The organism is Pseudomonas sp. SD17-1 (genome assembly GCF_029201585.1).
In the GTDB taxonomy this organism is placed as follows: Bacteria; Pseudomonadota; Gammaproteobacteria; order Pseudomonadales; family Pseudomonadaceae; genus Aquipseudomonas; species Aquipseudomonas palmensis.
Genome location: NZ_CP104044.1, coordinates 3,429,969 through 3,448,332, shown reverse-complemented (window position 1 = coordinate 3,448,332; position 18,364 = coordinate 3,429,969). Strand labels below are relative to the sequence as shown.

At 69.2% G+C, this 18,364-nt stretch carries 6 protein-coding genes; 5 read left to right on the top strand and 1 reads right to left on the bottom strand.

Going from position 1 to position 18,364, the window contains the following annotated elements:
- Nucleotides 1–103: 103 nt before the first annotated feature.
- Nucleotides 104–12,736 (top strand): filamentous hemagglutinin family protein, encoded by a 12,633-nt coding sequence (locus tag N0B28_RS15605; protein ID WP_275727339.1) that lies wholly within the window; start codon nt 104–106, stop codon nt 12,734–12,736.
- A gap of 48 nt (nt 12,737–12,784) precedes the next feature.
- Here the strand turns inward: N0B28_RS15605 and N0B28_RS15600 are convergent, their stop codons facing one another.
- The gene (locus N0B28_RS15600) at nt 12,785–13,282 is read right to left on the bottom strand and encodes an Lrp/AsnC family transcriptional regulator (protein ID WP_058541157.1); all 498 of its coding nucleotides are present in this window, start codon (nt 13,280–13,282) and stop codon (nt 12,785–12,787) included.
- A 135-nt stretch (nt 13,283–13,417) separates the two neighbouring features.
- Between N0B28_RS15600 and N0B28_RS15595 the strand changes: the two genes are divergently transcribed.
- The 4 genes from N0B28_RS15595 to N0B28_RS15580 all read left to right on the top strand — a co-directional run bounded on the left by N0B28_RS15595 (nt 13,418) and on the right by N0B28_RS15580 (nt 18,355).
- Nucleotides 13,418–14,044 carry a LysE family translocator gene (locus tag N0B28_RS15595; protein WP_078481895.1) on the top strand — a complete coding sequence of 209 codons (627 nt, stop codon included), beginning with the start codon at nt 13,418–13,420 and terminating at the stop codon, nt 14,042–14,044.
- Nucleotides 14,045–14,275: 231 nt separating this feature from the next.
- Nucleotides 14,276–14,893, top strand: a complete 618-nt coding sequence (locus N0B28_RS15590; RefSeq protein WP_173925066.1) for a transposase — start codon at nt 14,276–14,278, stop codon at nt 14,891–14,893.
- A gap of 87 nt (nt 14,894–14,980) precedes the next feature.
- Complete coding sequence (locus N0B28_RS15585; protein ID WP_088515468.1) at nt 14,981–16,519, top strand: ShlB/FhaC/HecB family hemolysin secretion/activation protein; 1,539 nt, start codon at nt 14,981–14,983, stop codon at nt 16,517–16,519.
- Nucleotides 16,520–16,549: 30 nt separating this feature from the next.
- Nucleotides 16,550–18,355, top strand: a complete 1,806-nt coding sequence (locus N0B28_RS15580) for a MotA/TolQ/ExbB proton channel family protein (protein ID WP_275727331.1) — start codon at nt 16,550–16,552, stop codon at nt 18,353–18,355.
- The last annotated feature ends 9 nt before the right edge of the window (nt 18,356–18,364 follow it).

The window sequence follows — 18,364 nt, the reverse complement described above, 5'->3', positions numbered from 1 at the left end:
AGGTTCGGTCTGCCGCCCGTGCAACCGCCTATGTCATAGGTCACCGGCCGCACCGGCGTGTGGCACCCCATTACCGCGATGGACCAGAAAAGGATTGATTGCAATGCGCCTTGGCACTGCTGCTTCGCCCTCCCGCCGTACCCACCGTCAGGCCGATATGCCCCTGCTGCGGCTCAAGCCGCTGGCCCAGGTGATTGCGCTGCTGGCCCTGGCCGGCAGCGTGCAGGCGGCGCCTGCGGCGTTCAGTTCGGCCTGGTTCGCGGCCAAGGGCAGCGCGCCGCAGGCCGGCGGTACGGGCGGGCAGGGCGGTGCGGTGCAGTTGCCGGGGCTGCCACCGCCGCTGGCCCAGCAGCAGCGTGCCAATGCCCAGTTGCAGCGTTCGCTGCAAAACCTCAACAACACCGTGGCCGCCATCGCCGCGCAACAGGCTGCCCAGGCGGCCGGCCGCGCCGCCGCGCTGGCGGCGCCCTCGAGCATCCACAACGGCCTGGGCGGCAATGGCCTGAACCCGCTGCTCGATGCCAATGGCAAGCCGTTGTTCACCAACGCCCAGGCTCCGGTACAGACGCAGAAGGGCGGCACCACCCAGGTGACGATCAAGCAGACCGCCGACAAGGCGATTCTCAACTGGGACACCTTCAACGTCGGCCGCGATACCCAGCTGACCTTCCAGCAGGACGCCAACTGGGCGCTGCTCAACCGCGTCGGCAACAGCGTCGCGCCCAGCCAGATCCAGGGCACGATCAAGGCCGACGGCACGCTGATGATCGTCAACCGCAACGGCATCGTGTTCAGCGGCAGCAGCCAGATCAACGTGCGCAACCTGACGGCGGCCGCCGCCACCATCAGCGACCAACAGTTCACCGAGCGCGGCCTGTACGTGGACAGCCTGGGCAGCCAGCCGACCTTCACCGATGCCGCCGGCAAGGTCATGGTCGAGCGCGGCGCGCTGATCCAGACCCACGCCCCGGCCAGCTCCACCCAGGGCGGTGGCTACACCCTGCTGCTGGGCCACGAGGTGGAGAACGCCGGCCAGTTGATCAACGCCAAGGGCCAGGCGACCCTGGCGGCGGGCGATACCTTCTACATCCGCAAGGGCGTCGGCACGGCGGGCAACCCGTACTCCACCACCCGCGGCAACGAGGTGGCCACCACGCTGAAGGCCGGCAGCACGGCCGGCACGGTGCGCAACAGCGGGCTGATCCAGGCCAGCCAGGGCGACATCACCCTGACCGGGCATCAGGTGCGCCAGCAGGGCGTGGCCGTGGCCACCAGCTCGATCGACAACCGCGGCACCATCCACCTGCTCAACGCGGCCAGCGACCGCACCGGCAACGTGACCCTGGCCGCCGGCAGCACCACTGCCATCGTCATCGACGCCAACCCCGGCAGCGCACTGGACAGCCAGCGCGAGGCGGTGCGCAAGGACCTGGGCGGGCAGGTCAACCAGCGTAACGGCGCGTTCGACAACCTCAGCACGGTGGCCGATGACCGCAGCCTGTCGCGGGTCGAGATCGTCAGTGGCGGCACGGTGGACTTCCAGGGCGGCTCGCTGACCCTGGCCACCGGCGGCCAGGTGGCGGTGAGTGCCGGCCAGCGCAGCCTGCTGCGCGACGGCGCGGTGCTGGACGTGGCGGGCGCTGTCGGGGTCAAGCTGGCCATGGACAGCAACAGCATCAAGGTCAACATCCAGGGCAACGAGCAGCGCGACGCGGCGGGCAACCGCGACAGCGGCGCGCTCAACAGCACCGATGTGTGGGTCGACATCCGCGAGCTGGTGCACGTGGCCGCCGGCACCAACGGCTACGAGGGCGAGCGCTGGTACACCGCCGGCGGCCTGCTGGAAGTGGGCGGCTACCTCGGCACGCGCAGCCACGGGCTGGGCGAGTGGCTGGCCCAGGGCGGCACGGTGAGCTTCACCGGGGGCGACCTGGTGACCCAGGCCGGCTCGCTGGTCAACCTCTCGGGCGGCACGCTGGACGTGGCCACCGGCTACCTCAAGCAGACCTGGCTCAAGGGCGCCGACGGGCGCCTGTACAACCTCTCGCGTGCCCCTGGCGATGTGCTGTACCAGGGCGTGTACAAGGGCTACGAGCAGCACAGCGCACGCTGGGGCCAGACCCGCTACTTCTACAGCCCGCTGATCGCCCCGCGCGAGCGCCTGGAGAACGGCTACACCGTTGGCCGCGATGCCGGGCGGCTGGTGGTCGGCACCGCCAATGCGCAGCTGGGCGGTGAGATCCTGGGCGAAACCTTCAAGGGCGACCACCAGCTGCAGGCCCCCCAGGCCGGCCTCGACGGCTACCGGCAAAGCCAGCTGAGCCAGGCCCGCGGCGCGCAGCTGATCGTTGGCGACTACCGGCCCACCGCCACGGGCAGCGTGCTCAACGCCGGCGCGGGCAACCTGCACCAGGTGGTGATCGGCTCGCAGGTGCAGGGCGGCTCACTGACCCTCGACGCCCCGGTCGAGGCCGAGCGCGAAGGCGTCCTGCGCCTGGAGGCCGAGCGCCTGCGCGAGCTTGGCGGCCTGCACGTGGCCGCGTATGAGGGCATCCGCCTGGAGCAGGCGCTGAACCTGGCCGACGGCGCCGGCCTGAGCCTGCTGGCGCCACAGGTGCAGATAAACGCCGACCTGGTCAGCCACGGCGGCGACCTGCTGCTGGGCAACCTGCAACGCGGCTCGGACAGCCTGCGGGTCGGCAATGCCGGCCTGGCCGCGCGTATCGAGGTGGCCGACGGGGTTCGCGTGGAGGCCAGCGGCCGGCGCCAGGACGGCGTCAATGCCCAGCCCGCCGACCTGTCGGCCTGGCTGGACGGCGGTTCGCTGGCCCTGCGTGGCACCGGCGACATTCGCCTGGGCCAGGGCAGTGTGCTGAGTGTGGAAAGCGGCGCGGCGCGCACCCCCGACGGCAGCTGGCGCGGGGGTGCCGGTGGCGACCTGAGCCTGGCCAGCCTGACCTCGGGCGGGGCCGGTGGGCAGTTGCTGCTGGGCGGCGAGCTGCGCGGGTACGGCACCACGGGTGCCGGCACGCTGGCCCTGCGCGGCGACAACGTGAGCATCGGCGCCGACACCCCGGCGGCCAGCCTGAACCTGGGTAGCGATTTCTTCGCCAAGGGCTTTGCCCGCTACGAGGTGGTGGGCAACCAGCGCCTGGAGGTGGCGGCCGACAGCCAGGTGCAGGTGACGCGGCCGGTGTATCGCCTGCGTGGCGATGCCCGTTCGGCGGCCGAGGCGCTGGAGCTGTGGACGCCACCGCAGTACCTGGAGAACGCCGCCAAGGGCGTCCTGACCCAGCGCGCCGGTGCCAGCCTGCTGCTGCAGGCGGGCAGCGAGTTGGACCAGTCGGCCCAGCAGGTGGCGTCACGCTGGCTGCAGGTAGCCAGCGGCAGCCGTATCCAGGTCGATGACGGGCAGTCCATCACGTTGCGCAGCCCCGGTGGCCTGCAGGTTGACGGCAGCCTGGTGGCACACGGCGGGCAGATCACCCTGGCTGACACTGTTGTGCAGGAGGCCTTGACCAGTGCGGTGCGGTTCGAGCCGCATCAACGGGCGATCCGGGTCGGCGCCGGGGCGCTGCTCGACGTATCGGCCCGTGCCGTCACCGCCGTGGACGCGCGTGGCGAGCGCTATGGCGAACTGCGCCAGGGCGGCAGTATCGTCATCGGCAGCACCTTCGACCCCAACCTGGGTGGCGCGCTGGCCCCCGACCTGTTTGTGGTGGTCGAGCGTGGCGCTGTACTGGATGCGTCCGGCAGCCAGATGAGCGTCGATGTACCCGGGGTTGGCGCGACTCGGCTGGCCAGCCAGGGCGGCAGCATCAGCCTGAGTTCGATCAATGGCCTGTACGTGGACGGCGAGTTGCGTGCAGCGGCGGGTGGCGCTGGCGTGGCGGGCGGCAGCCTGACCCTTGCGCTGGAGAGCGGTACCTACCCGATCACCCCGGCCTATGCCGAGGCCATCCGCCAGCGCGAGCTGCGTATCAGCCCGCGCGGGGAAGCCTTCGCCAACCAGGCCGGTAAGCTGGAACATGGCCATGGCCACCTCAGCGTGGCCCAGGTGGCGCAGGGCGGGTTCGATGCACTGACGCTGTTCAGTCGCGGCGTGATCAGCTTTACCGACGACGTGACGCTGCAACCGGCACGCAGCCTGCACCTGTATGCCGGTGCACTGGGGCTGGCCGAAGGGGCTCGCGCCGATACCCGGGTGCGCCTGTCGGCTGCGCATGTGCGTCTGGCCGGGTACACCAGCCTGCCGCCGGCCGGGCCGGGCCTCACCAACAATCAAATCGGTATCGCGCTTTCGTCGCAAGCCGATCAGGCCATGCTGCAGGTGGATGCGGCGCTGATCGACGTACGCAATACCCTGAAGTTCGGCACGGGGGTGAGTGAAGCGCTGAGCATCGATCGACGCGGCTTCCATCAGGTCAGCCTGAACAGCAGCGGCGATCTGCGCCTGCTCAAGACACTGGGCGGTAACGACACGCGGCTGGTGGCGCCGGGCACGCTGACCCTGAGCGCGGCGCAGATCTACCCTGGCACCAATGCCGTGGCAGTGATCAAGGCCGAGCATGTGAAGATTGCGCGCAGCAGCGCGGCCACGCCTGCCCAGCCCTATTCGCTGTTTGGCGCGCTGTCGATACAGGCCGACACCATCGACCAGCAGGGCGTGCTGCGCGCGCCCCTCGGCGCCCTGGTACTGGGCACCGCCAGCACCCGCGAAGTGACCTTGCGCCCTGGCAGCCTGACTTCGGTCAGTGCCGCCGGCCTGGTGATGCCTTATGGCGGCACGGTAGATGGCCTGGTGTACAACTTCGCCGGCCAGTCGCTGAACAGCACGGTGCTGGGCCAGAGCCTGCCCAACGGCTGGCTCAACGTGACCCTGGGCGGTGGCAGCATCGCGGTCCAACCCGGTGCGGTAATCGACCTGTCCGGCGGTGGCGATGTGCGCGGCGCCGGCTTCATCTCCGGGCGCGGCGGCTCCACCGATGCCCGCTATCACCCGCTGGTGCGCAACAACCCCGATGGCAGCTTCAGCCTGCCGGGCCTGGCGAACAACCCGGTGTACGCCATCGTGCCCGGTGTGCAGGCCAGCGTGGCGCCCGAAGCGGTGGCGGGCGAGCCATCGGGTTCGATGCCGTTGGTGGGCCAGCAGATCACCCTGGACGCCGGGGTACCGGGCCTGCCCGCCGGCACCTACACCTTGCTGCCGGCCAGTTATGCGCTGTTGCCGGGGGCCTACCGTGTCGAGGTCAACGGCCAGGCCAGCGTCGGCGCGCCGCAGGCAGGTGCCACGGCGCTGCGCAATGGCTCGTGGGGCCTGACCGGCAAGCGCTCGATCGCCGGCAGCGGGCTGGGCGATGCCCTGTCGCAGCACCTGATACTGACCGGTGCCGACACCTTGCGCCGGTACTCGCAGTACAACGAAACCAGTTTCAGCCAGTTCCTGCTCAACGATGCCGCACGCCTGGGTATCCCGCGTGCCGCGCTGCCCATCGATGCCAAGGGCCTGACCCTGGACCTGGGCCATAACGACACCACGCGGCCCGGCTTCAGCATGCAGGGCGTGCTGTTGAACAAACCGGCGGACAAGGGCCACGGCAGCATCGCCACGGTGCTGTTCGGCGACACCCTGGTGATCCACGGCGACAACGCGCCCGCCACACCGGGTGCCGGCGAAACCGCCATTGCCGCGTCGCAGCTCAACGCCCTGGGTGCCAGCAGCCTGCGCATCGGCCACGCCGGGCAGCGGGTGTACGGGCAGGGTGGCAACCAGCTGCTGTTCGGTGATGCCAGGGGCACCAGCATCGTGCTCAAGGGTGGCGCGCACCTGAAGGCCGCCGAAGTGCTGATGGTTACCGGGCGCATCGCCGGCGCCATCAACATAGAGCAAGGCGCGAGCATCGATACGCTCGGGCAGGGCGCACCCGCCTACGACAGCCGCGACGGCTACCTCTACAACCCGCACAACAGCAGCCTGCTGATCGTGTCCAATGGCTGGGTCGACGTGCTGGCGCCGCAAGCGCCCAGCGGGACGATCACCGGGCCGGGCAGCATCCTGATCGGCGGCTGCCTGACGCGGTGCAGCGGCCAGACCGAGCTGTATTCCGAAGGCACCATTGCCGCCGCCACCAACAACCGCTTCAGCCTCGACGACCAGGTGCGCTTCGGCACCCGCAACCTGACCCTGGCGGTGGGCGCGATCAACGTCGGCAGTGCGCAAAGCCTGGCCGCTGCCGCTGCGGCGGGCTACCTGCCCAGCGGCCTGACCCTCAACCAGCAGGTGCTCGACCGCCTGCTGCAGGGCGATACCCGCCGTGGCGCGCCAGCCCTGGAAACCTTGACGCTGACCGTGCAGGACAGCCTCAACTTCTTCGGCACCACCGCGCTCGACACCCTCGACCCGTCGACCGGCAAGTCGCGCCTGAGCAACCTGGTGCTGGGCACCCCGGCGATCTACGGGCATGGCGCGGCCACTGACGTGGCCAGCATTCGTACCGGCAACCTGATCTGGAGTGGCGCCACCCAGGCCACGCCGGCCCTGCTCGGCAACGGTGCCGGCACCGGCAGCGGGCGGCTGCAGATCGAAGCCCGGCGCATCGAACTGGGGTATGGCCCGCAGGCGCAGAGCAGCAGCCAGCCGGCGTTCGAGCGCCTGGCGCTGGGCTTCAGCGACGTGGCGCTGCTGGCCAGCGAACGCCTGACTGCCAACCACCGCGGCAGCCTGTCGGTGTATCAGTCACGCGGCGAGTATGTGACCGGCGAAGGCTACCGCTACAGCGGCGGCAACCTGCTGGTGCGCACCCCGCTGGTGACCGGTGAAGCCGGTTCGGTCAACCAGGTGCGCGTCGGCGGTGCCCTGCAGATGCTCGCGGGGGCGGCGCCGAGCACCGCCGACGCGCAGCTCAAGGCCGGGGCGCTGGGCGCCGAATGGTCGTTCAGCGCGCAGCGCATCGACCTCGACACCCGCGTGGCACTGCCCAGCGGCAAGCTGACCCTCGACAGCCAGGGCGACCTGCGCCTGGGCCAGGCGGCGCAACTGGACCTGGCCGGGCGCAAGGTCAGCCTCAACGACCTGGACAAGTACAGCTGGGGCGGCGACGTGATCCTGCGCAGCCAGCACGGCAACATCCACCAGGCGGCCGGCTCGATCATCGACCTGCACGCCGAACACAACCAGGCCGGCAGCCTGGAGGTGGTGGCGCTGGACGCCAGTGCCGGCCAGGTCGACCTGCAAGGCCGCCTCCTGGGCGCAAGCTCCGGCCACTACGATGCCGGGGGCACCCAGGTGCCCTACGCGGGTGCGGGTTTCACCCTGCGTGCCCAGGGGCTGGCCGGTGACCTGAGCAGTGCCTTCGCCACGCTCAACCAGCGCCTGAACGACGGCGGCGTGCATGGCAGCCGGCGCTTCCAGTTCAAGCAGGGCGACCTGCAGATCGGCAACGGGGTGCGCGCCAACCAGGTGCAGGTGTCGCTGGACAACGGCCATCTGCGTGTCAACGGCCTGATCGATGCCAGCGGCGAGCGTGTCGGCAGCATTCGCCTGGCCGCCGGCAATGGCCTGACCCTGGCCCAGGGCGCGGTGCTCGATGCACATGGCAGCGTGCTGCGCGTGGACAGCTACGGCAAGATCATCGACAGCCCCAACCGGGCCACGGTGGAGCTGAATGCCGGTGCCGGGCAGCTGACCCTGGCGCGTGGCGTGCGTATCGACCTGCGCCATGGCACCGACGCACCCCGCGGCGGCGCCGCCGGCCAGCACGATGGCCGCGAGCGCGGCACCCTGGCGCTGTATGCGCCGCGGCTGCGGGCCGACGACCCGACCCATGGCGACATCGCCATCGACGCCTCGCAGGCGCTGTCGATTCTTGGTGCGCAGCGTATCGACCTGTTCGCCATGGCGCGCGATCATGCGGCCCCGCAGGGCGTCGACCCACATGTCAGCGGCAAGCCCTATGTCCAGATCGACCAGGCCTACCTTGACGCACGCCACGCGCAAAGCGTGCAGTTCATCGACAGCGCCCTGGCCAACACGGCGCTGGTCAACGGCAAGCTCGCCGGCCTGGTCAAGGGTTACGCCCAGCAGTTCCACCTGCGCCCGGGGCTTGAAGTGATCACCGACGGCGACCTGGTGGTCAGCGGTGACCTCGACCTGTCGCGCTACCGCTATGCCAGCCTCAACCCCAACGTGCACAAGACCGGCGCGGTGTACGGCTCGGGCGAGGCCGGCAGCCTGAGCCTGCGTGCCGGTGGCGACGTGGAGGTGCTGGGCAGCATCAACGACGGCTTCGCGCCGCCATCCGAGACCCAGGACGACGGCGGCTGGGTGCTGCTGGAAGGGCGCCTGGCCTATGGCGCCCAGGTGGTGGTGCCCAACGGCGGGGTCGAGCTGCACGAGGGCACCGGTTTTCTGGCCGGCCAGGTGCTCAACTACGACCTGCCGATACAGGCGCGCGTGCTGGCCTCGGGCGCTGTGCTGCCAGTGCGTGCAACCCTTTCGGCCGCGATCGAGCTGCCGGCTGGCACCGTGCTCTCGGCGGCGCTCTACAACGCCGACGGCAGCCAGGCACTGGCGGCGGGCACCCGCCTGGAGGCCCCGTTGCGCCTGGAAGCGGGCATGCAACTGGGTGCCGGCACGCGGCTGGTGGTCAACACGCCCGTCACGGCCATGACCTGGCCAAAAGGCGTGGCACTGCCGTCCGATCCGGGCCACCTGCTGAACGGTGGCGCCGATGACCTGGTGCTGCTGGCGGGCAACCTGGTGCTGCAACGCGGCGCGATCATTCCGCCGCGCACCGATATCAAGCTGGGGGGCGTGGGCTCGGTGGCGCTGCGCAGCGAGGGCAAGGGCACCAACTGGGCGGTTGCCAGCATGCTGCCGGCCGGTTCGCAGTCGTGGAACCTGCGCGTGGTGGCCGGTGCCGATACCACGGCGGCCGACCCGCGCCTGGCCGACCCGAACGCCAGCGGGCGCCTGCGCCTGGCCGACCACCACGTGGGCATGCTGGCGGTAGGCGCCAGTGCCGGCTGGGTGTGGACCCAGGAAGGCATCGACGGGTTTGGTGTGGACGCCAGGCCCGGCGACCCGATCGACTTCGATGCCATCGGCTACCCCACGCTGTGCGACGAGTTCCCCACCTGGTGCGCCAGGGCACCGGCTGCCGGGGGCGGCCTGGTGTGGACCCAGGAAGGCATCGACGGCTTTGGCGTGGACGCCAAGCCCGGTGACCTGATCGATTTCGACGCCATCGGCTACCCCACGCTGTGCGACGAGTTCCCCACCTGGTGCGCCAGGGCACCGGCGGCCGGCGGTGGCCTGGCCTGGACCCAGGAAGGCATCGACGGGTTTGGCGCAGATGCCAGGCCGGGCGATCTGATCGACTTCGATGCGATTGGCTACCCCACCCTGTGCGATGAGTTCCCCACCTGGTGCGTGATGACCGCGCCGGGCAACACCGAGCACGACACGGTGCCCGGCGGCGCTTCGCGTTACAGCGTGCTGCGTACCGGTACCGGTGACCTGGACCTGATCGCCGCCGGCAACCTGGACATGACCACGCTGTTCGGCGTGTACACCGCCGGTACGGCGACCCCGGTGCCCGCCGCCTATCAACTGGCACGCGGGCAGGCCAATGACGGGCAGGTGCTGCCGGAGTTTCTCGGCGGCTACGAGGCGCTGGTCGATGGCGGCGCGCAGAGCCTGTACCAGGCCTGGTACCCGGAGCAGGGCGGCAACCTGCTGTTGACGGTGGGGGGCAACCTGACGGGCAACTCCCTCAGCCGCGAATATGGCAGCCTGACCCGCCTGGCCTACCAGTTGCCCACCGCACAGGTCGGCAACTGGCTGTGGCGCCAGGGCAGTGGCAACGCGCTGGCGGCAGACGAGCAGATACCCACGGCCTGGTGGATCAACTTCGGCACCTATGTGCGCTACCAGCGCAACAGTGTGGTGGCCGGCTTCACCGGCTTCGGCACCCTGGGCGGGGGCAACCTCGATGTCACGGTGGGCGGGCAGGCCGGCACCCTCGATGTGATCGGCAATACCGCTGACCAGTACCGCACGCAGTGGGACGATAGCGCACGTACCCAGGCCCTGCAGCTGGCAGTGGGCAGCACCGGCCGCGTGGGCCGCGATGGCAGCCTGACGCTGGGCGGTGGCGGCGACCTGAACCTGAAGGTCGGCGGCGCCGTCAACCCGACCCAGGCGGCCCTGGGGCGTGGCGACAACGCCGATGTACTGGGCGTGGCCGCCCATGACCTGCAGGGTACCCTGGTCAACCTGCGCGGCAACCTGCAGGTGTCGGCAGCGGCCCTGGGCGGTATCGACCGTGCCTACGGCGCGCTCGGGATACAGCAGGACAGCCACGAAACCCGCGCCTACGACCCGTTCCAGGCCACCCTGGCCAGCGCCAAAGGCGGCCTGGTGGTGGTGCCCGGCGACGCCACGGTGCAACTGAGCACCCGGGGCGACCTGGTGCTGGGGGCGGCGGCCGACCCGGGCCGTGTGCCCACGCTCAACACCACGCCGTTCGGAACGGCGGCGGGGGGCGGCAACAGCTGGTTCAGCCTGTGGACGGCCAACACTGCCATCGACCTGTTCTCGGCGGGCGGTGACCTGACCCCCAGCACCCAGCTGATCGAATTGACCCAGCCGGTCAGCGGTGATGCGCTGTCCGGCCTGGATACCTCGCCCACCGACGGGCGCTTTGTCTACCCGTCGATCCTGCGTGCGGTGGCGGCCTCCGGCAACCTGTACTACGGGAACTCCGCGCAGTACCGGGAGAAGAACCGGCTGCAGGGCGCGAGTGGCTACTCGTTGCTGCTGGCACCTTCGGCCAATGCCCAGTTGCAGCTGGTGGCGCAGGGTTCGATCTACGCCGGTGGCTATGCGATCAACCAGTCCGGCGCCGCACCGTCGGCCCTGGCTACGCCGTTCAACCCGGGTTTCATCGGCAGCTACAACGGCCACAGCGTCAGCAACCAGAGGCCAGATGGGATTGCGGCAGACCTGGAAGCGGGTCGCTTCCCGCTGTTCGCCTTTGGCAGCACCAGCACCGCCAATGCCTACGGGCAATTGCAGCCGGCGCGCATCTACGCCGTGAGCGGCGACCTGGTGGGGGTGCGCTCGGGCGAGGTCCTGAACTTCGGCAATGCGCGCAATGGGGCCGTCTGGTACGAGGGCGCCGCACCGGTGTGGATGATGGCGGGGCGCGACATCGTGTACAGCGGTACCGGCCTTGGCGAGACCACCTACGTGCCGGCGATGATGTCGGACATCGTCGGTGCGCTGGCGCTGTCCAGCGGCAACCTGTTCGTGCACAACCACGCCACCGATCACTCGCAGGTGGTGGCTGGGCGCGACATCCTGTTCAGTGGCCTGAACGTGGCCGGCCCCGGCACGCTCACCGTCAGTGCCGGGCGTGACCTGCGCCAGGAGGACCGCGCGGCCATCACCAGCCTGGGCGCCATCGTCACCGGCGACAACCGCCCCGGCGCAAGCCTGGTGTTGCAGGCCGGCGTGGGCGCCCAGGGGCCAGGGTATGCGCGCTTTGCCGAGCTGTACCTGAACCCGGCCAACCTTGCCGACAGCAACCAGAGCCTGGCGGCGCAGCCGGGCAAGGTGGCCAAGACCTACGCCGAGGAGTTGCGTCAATGGCTGGCCGAGCGCTACGCCTTCGAGGGCGATGCGGCCCAGGCGCGGGCGCGGTTCGCCAGCCTGCCGGCGACCGAGCAGGCGGTGTTTGCGCGCCAGGTGTACTTTGCCGAGCTGCGTGCCGGCGGCCTGGAGTACAACACCGTGGGCGGGCCGCGCCAGGGCAGCTACCTGCGCGGGCGCAATGCGATCGCGGCGCTGTTCCCCGAGCAGGACGTGGCCGGCAACCCGATCCGCTACGACGGCGACATCCTGATGTTCGGCGGGGCCGGGGTGCGTACCCAGGTGGGGGGCGCGATCCAGATGCTCACCCCCGGTGGCCAGCAGGTGTTCGGCGTGGAGGGCGAGGCGCCGCCGGCCGGTGCCGGGGTGATCACCCAGGGCAACGGCGATATCCAGCTGTACGCGCGTGGCAGCATCCTGCTGGGGCAGAGCCGCATCATGACCACCTTTGGCGGGTCGATTCTGGGCTGGTCGGCCGAGGGCGACATCAACGCCGGGCGTGGTTCCAAGACCACGGTGGTCTACACCCCGCCGCGCCGGCTGTACGACACCTGGGGCAACAGCAGCCTGTCGCCCACGGTGCCGAGTACCGGTGCGGGTATCGCCACCCTGGCGCCGGTGGTGGAAGTGCCGCCGGGGGACATCGACCTGATTGCGCCGCTGGGCACCATCGATGCGGGGGAGGCGGGCATCCGGGTGTCGGGCAACGTCAACATTGCCGCGTTGCAGGTGGTGAACGCGGCCAACATCCAGGTGCAGGGTGATGCCAAGGGCATGCCGGTGGTGGCGGCGGTGAACACCGGCGCGATCTCGTCGGCGAGTGCGGCGGCGTCGTCGGCGACCCAGGCCGCCGAAGATGCGGTGCGCCAGCAGCAGGCCGCGGCCCGCCAGCGTCAGCCGTCGGTGATCACCGTGCAGGTGCTGGGGTTTGGTACCGAGCGCCTGGTGCCGGGCAAGGAGGGCGCGAGCCTGGGGCCGCAGTACAACCCGCAGAGCCCGGTGCAGGTGCTGGGGGCCGGGGCGCTGGATGAGCAGGCGCGGGGGCGGTTGACGGAGGAGGAGCGCGGGAATCTGGTGCTGTAGGGTTGCCAGGTTCGGTTCGGGGCGGGTGGGCCGGTCGTTGCTACCCGCTTACCGCCCCAGGTGCCCCAGCGGCAGCGCCCCCTGCGGCTTGATCGTCTTGATTGCGAAGTTGCTGCGGATATCCCGGATCCCCGGCAGCTTGAGCAGCGTGTCGGTCAGGAACCGCTCATAGCCGCGCAGATCCGGCACCACCACATGCAACAGGAAATCCGACTCGCCCGACACCAGAAAGGCGCTGACCACCTCGGGCAGGGCCAGCACGGCCAGGCGGAAGTTCTCCGCTTCGACCTCATGGTGCCGCTCGACCTTCACCCCCACGAACACCGTCAACCCCAGGCCGACCGCCTCGGCTTCGAGGCTGGCATGGTAGCCGCGGATCACCCCGGCTTCTTCCAGCAGCCTCACCCGTCGCAGGCACGGCGAAGCCGACAGCCCGATCTCTTCGGCCAGTTGCACGTTGGTGAGGCGCCCGTCGCGCTGCAGTGCGCCAAGGATGCGTTGGTCGTAACCGTCCAGCTTGGGGTAGGTTGGGTCGTGGTTTGGCATAAGTGGCCTGTGGCTAGGTATTGAATTGGTACATCCTGCCAATAATAGCCCCGTTGCGGGCGCATAACGCAAGCACCTGCCTCGACCTTCCGGCATAGAATTTTCACTCTGTTGCCCCAGCCTGAGGTCGTTGAAATGGACGAAAAACTGCTCTACCTGACTGCCCTGACGATGATCTACCTGATGCCGGGCCCGGACATGATCCTGCTGCTGCAGACCGGTGCGCGCCAGGGGCGGCGGGCGGCGCTGGCGACCGTGCTGGGGCTGGCGGTTGCCCGGGCGTGCCACGTGACCCTGGCCGCCGTCGGGCTGGCGACGCTGTTCAAGGTACTGCCCTGGACGTTCGAGGTGGTCAAGTACACCGGGGCGGCCTACCTGCTGTGGCTGGGGGTGAAGATGTTCAGGCCCGTGGCGGGTGCAGTGCAGGGCCCGGGGGGTGCAGCGGTACGTGGCACGTGGAGGGCGGCGATAGCGCAGGGCTTTCTGACCAACCTGCTCAACCCCAAGGCCTTGCTGTTCTGCTCGGTGCTGTTGCCGCAGTTCATCCACCCCGCACAGGGGGCGGTGGGTGAGCAGTTCGCGCTGCTGGGGCTGGTGCTGGTGGTGATGGGGATGATGTTCGATGGGGTGTATGCACTGGCCGGCGGGTGGGTCGGGCGCCAACTGGAGCAGCGCGCGCTGGCGCAGAAGGTTCAGCAGTGGGTGTTTGGTGGGCTGCTGGTGGGGTTTGCGGTTCGGTTGGTCTGGGTGCAGCAGGGGTGAGGGGCGGGCGGTTGGGGCGGGCCCGGCAGGCGCCAGTCGATGAAGTAGTTGTGGCGCTCTTCAAACCGAGCGCCGCGCAGGCGGCGCACGACCCTGAGGGCGCTGGATAGCCCAGGCCCTGCATCTCTCTTCATGAAGCTTTGGTGACAAAAGTTCGGTAGCAAAGCGCCACCCCCGTCATGGGTATGTGCAGTCACTGCGCAGCCGCACAGGGACGAAGGGAGTGGAGCGATGGGAACCATGGAACGCTACGCAAAAGTCGGAATGCAGGAACTCGATCAACGCCTGGCGAAGATCGTCGAAGCCGCGCGCAAGCAACCGGTGTCGGTGTACCGCTACGGCGCACCCTGGGTGTGGATCGTGTCCCAGGACGACTGGCAAAGCGCGCTCAAGGAAGTCTCCAGCTGCATCCCGCCAGGCCATTCGCTGGTGATGCTCAAGCCCAGGGTCGAGGAACTGCTGGCCGCCCACGCGCAGGAGCTGGCCGACCTGGCCCGGCGCAACGCGATGAGCATTGCCCCGCACACCCTGATGCACCTGCTGCTGTTGCAGCTGCTGTATTCGGTCCCCAGCGAAAAACAACTCTACGAACAGCTCAACTACAACCTGCTGTTCCGCTGGTTCGTGGGCCTGGAACTCAAGTCGCGGGTGTGGAGCTTCAACCTGTTCAGCCACGACCTCAACGCACTGCTGGCCTGCCAGCAGGCCACGCGCCTGCTGCAGTCGATCGTCAACGAGGTGTGCAACGCGGGCCTGGCGCAGATGCCCGAGTTCAGCCTCAACCTGGCCCAGCTGCACAGCTGGCTGGCCCGCCACGCCGGTCACGGCGGCGCAGACAACCATTCATAAGACACGGCCCTGGGCCAGACAGATTTCCTTGAACGAGGGGGCGGTGTGGAGCATTTGTTTTTCAACGGGTGGCGAGCCGGCGCAGTGATGCTGCTGGCCCTGGGAACCCACCACGCAAGCGCCGAACAGGCCGAGCGTCGCGTCGATATCAACGAGTACGTGGTGCGCGGCAACACGGTGCTCGATGCCCGCGCCATCGAGGAGGCGGTGTACCCCTACCTCGGCCCGCAGAAGACCCTGGTGGATCTGGAAGGCGCCCGCGAGGCCCTGCAGAAACGCTATCAGGCGCTGGGCTATCAGTCGGTGTTCGTCGAGCTGCCCGAGCAGCAGGTCGAAGGCGGCGTGGTGTACCTGCAGGTCAGCGAAACCAGGGTCGGCCGGGTACGAGTGGTCGGCGCCAGGCATTACTCGCCCGTGGAGATCCGCGAGCAGGTGCCGGCCCTGAGCGAGGGCCAGGTGCCGGACTTTGCCAAGGTCCAGGGCGAACTTGCCGCACTCAACCGCGGCCCCGGGCGCCAGGTGATGCCACTGGTGCGCGAAGGCCAGCGCCCCGGCACCCTGGACGTCGACCTGCAGGTCGAAGACAAGCAGCCCTGGCACGCCAGCATCGGCCTGAACAACGACTACAGCGCCGACACCAGAAAGCTGCGCAGCGTGGCCACCGTGGGCTACAACAACCTCTGGCAACTGGGTCACAGCGTGTCGCTGACCTGGTTCACCGCCCCCCAGGACACCGACAACGCGCAGGTGTGGTCCGGTTCATACAGCGCGCCCCTGAACCCGCGCTGGACCCTGCAGGCCAGCGGCTACAAGTCCGACAGCAGCGTGGCCACCGTGGGCGGCAGCAACGTGCTGGGCAAGGGCCATTCCTACGGGCTGTCGGCGATCTACTCACTGGTGCCGGACGGCAACTGGGCCAACTCGTTTTCCGTGGGCATCGACTTCAAGGACTTCGACGAGCAGGTCGAACTGGGCGGCGAGCGCGATACCGTGCCGCTCAAGTACGCACCGATCACCCTGGCCTACAACGGCTTTCGCTACACCGAAGCCTCGCAGTTGGGGCTGGGCCTGAGCCTGGTGGCCGGCACACGCCGGCTGTTCGGCTACGGCAGCGACGACGAGGCCTTCGACTACAAGCGCTACCGCGCCGACTCCAGTTTCGCCGCGCTCAAGGGCGATGCGAACTACACCTTCACGTTTGCCGGCGACTGGCAGAGCGCAACCAAGCTGGGCTTTCAACTGGCCTCCGGGGCCCTGGTGTCCAACGAACAGTTCGCTGCCGGCGGCGCCACCTCGGTGCGCGGCTACCTGGCCGCCGAACGCACCGGCGACGACGGCCTGCTGTTCTCCCAGGAACTGCGCACGCCCTCGCTGGGCCGCTACGTGGGCAGCTACATCAGCGACTGGCGCTTCTATGTGTTCGCCGAAGGCGCGCAGCTGTCGCTGCAGGACCCGCTGCCCGAGCAGGACGACCACTTCAGCCTGGCCAGCGTCGGCCTGGGCACCCGCGCCACCCTCAACGACTGGCTGTCCGGCAGCCTGGACTGGGGCCTGCCGCTCAAGGACGGCGCGAACACCGAGAAAAACCACTCGCGTCTGCACTTCAGCGTACAGGCAACCTTCTGACCCCATCGGCATCGACCCTGGAGATATTCCATGCAACGCCTCATCTTGACCCTGCTCATTTGCCTGGGCTTTGCCCTGCCGGGCAGCGCCAGTGCCTGGTGGCAGGACGACTGGCAGTTCCGCAAGCAGATTTCCGTCGACACCACGCCCCAGGGCGCGGCGCTGACCCAGTCGCTGGGCCGCACGGCACTGCTGGTACGCTTGCACACCGGCAATTTCAGCTTTGACGGGGTCAATGAAAACGGCGCGGACATCCGCTTCGTGGCCAGCGACGACAAGACCGTGCTCAACCACCAGATCGAAAGCTTCGACCCGCTGATGGGCATGGCGCTGATCTGGGTCGACGTGCCGGACGTGCAGGGCGGCCAGCGCCAGGACCTGTGGATGTACTACGGCAACCCCAAGGCGCAGCCGGCCAATGCGCAACCGGCCTTCGATGCCGACTACACCCTGCTGATGCACTTCGACGGCGCCGCACCGCGTGACGCCAGCCCCTACGGCAACCAGGCCCAGGGCAGTGCGGCGAGCATCGAGGGCATCATCGGTCGCGCCATCCAGTTCAACGGCCAGCCGCTGCTGCTGGCACCCAGCCCGTCGCTGCAACTGCCGGCTGGCGCCGCCTTCACCTTCAGCGCCTGGGTACGCCAGGACCAGCTGCTGGGCGATCAGTTGCTGCTGGCCCGCCATGAAGGCGAAAACCGCCTGCTGCTGGGTGTGAGCCAGGGCCTGCCGTTCGTCGAGGTCAACGGCCTGCGCAGCGCTGCCGGCCAGGTGCTCGATGCCGGCCAGTGGCAACACCTGGCGCTGGTGGGCGAGGGCGGTACGCTCAGCCTGCTGGTGGACGGGCGCCAGGTCGCCAGCCTGACCGCGGCGGTGCCGGCGTTCAATTCGACCCTGGCCATCGGCGCCGACCTGCCGCCGGCCGAGGGTCAGCCGGCCGGCGCCTATGTGCCGTTCGTGGGGGCGATGGACGAGCTGCGCCTGTCGCGCATCGCCCGCGCCGTGCCGGTGCTGCAGACCGACGCGCTGGCCCAGGGCGCCGAGTCACGCCTGGTGGTGTACGGGGTGGATGAAGAGCAGTCCGGTTTCGGTTTCGGCAGCCTGGGCTTTCTGCTCAAGTCGGTGCCGCTGGACGCCTGGATCATCATCGCGGTGCTGGTGCTGATGATGGTGCAGTCGTGGGTGATCATGCTGCGCAAGAACCGCACCCTCAACCACGTCAGCCAGGCCAACCGGCTGTTTCGCGAGCAGTTCGCCAACATCGGCACGCGCCTGGAGATGTTCGCCGACGACACCACCCTGGGCGAGCGCCTGACGCATTCGTCGCTGTGGCGCCTGTACCTGGTGGCGGTCAAGGAGATCCGTACCCGCCGCGCCCAGGGCTTCGACACCTCGGCGGTATCGGCGGCCACCATCGATGCCATTCGCTGTTCGATGGACGGGGTGCGCACCCGCGAGAACCAGGCGCTGGGCTCGAAGCTGTCGAGCCTGTCCAACGCGATTGCCGGCGGCCCTTACATCGGCCTGCTGGGCACCGTGCTGGGGATCATGGTGGTGTTCCTGGGCACCGCGATGGCCGGTGACGTGAACATCAACGCCATCGCCCCCGGCATGGCCGCGGCGTTGCTGGCCACCGCCATGGGCCTGTTCGTCGCGATCCCCGCGCTGTTTGGCTACAACCGCCTGATCACCCGCAACAAGGAGGTCAGCGCCGACATGCGCGTGTTCGTCGACGAGTTCATCACGCGCCTGGCCGAGCTGCATGGCGAAGGCCAGGCCGGCGAGGCCAGCCACCGGCGTGCTGCCCACGCTGCCCACCCGTCCGTACCGGCCTGAGGAGAGCGC

What these genes read in the sequence shown, in the direction of transcription:
- N0B28_RS15605 (WP_275727339.1), top strand. Translation starts at nt 104, where the DNA reads ATGCGCCTTGGCACTGCTGCTTCGCCCTCCCGCCGTACCCACCGTCAG.
- N0B28_RS15600 (WP_058541157.1), bottom strand. Translation starts at nt 13,282, where the DNA reads ATGCCAAACCACGACCCAACCTACCCCAAGCTGGACGGTTACGACCAA.
- N0B28_RS15595 (WP_078481895.1), top strand. Translation starts at nt 13,418, where the DNA reads ATGGACGAAAAACTGCTCTACCTGACTGCCCTGACGATGATCTACCTG.
- N0B28_RS15590 (WP_173925066.1), top strand. Translation starts at nt 14,276, where the DNA reads ATGGGAACCATGGAACGCTACGCAAAAGTCGGAATGCAGGAACTCGAT.
- N0B28_RS15585 (WP_088515468.1), top strand. Translation starts at nt 14,981, where the DNA reads ATGCTGCTGGCCCTGGGAACCCACCACGCAAGCGCCGAACAGGCCGAG.
- N0B28_RS15580 (WP_275727331.1), top strand. Translation starts at nt 16,550, where the DNA reads ATGCAACGCCTCATCTTGACCCTGCTCATTTGCCTGGGCTTTGCCCTG.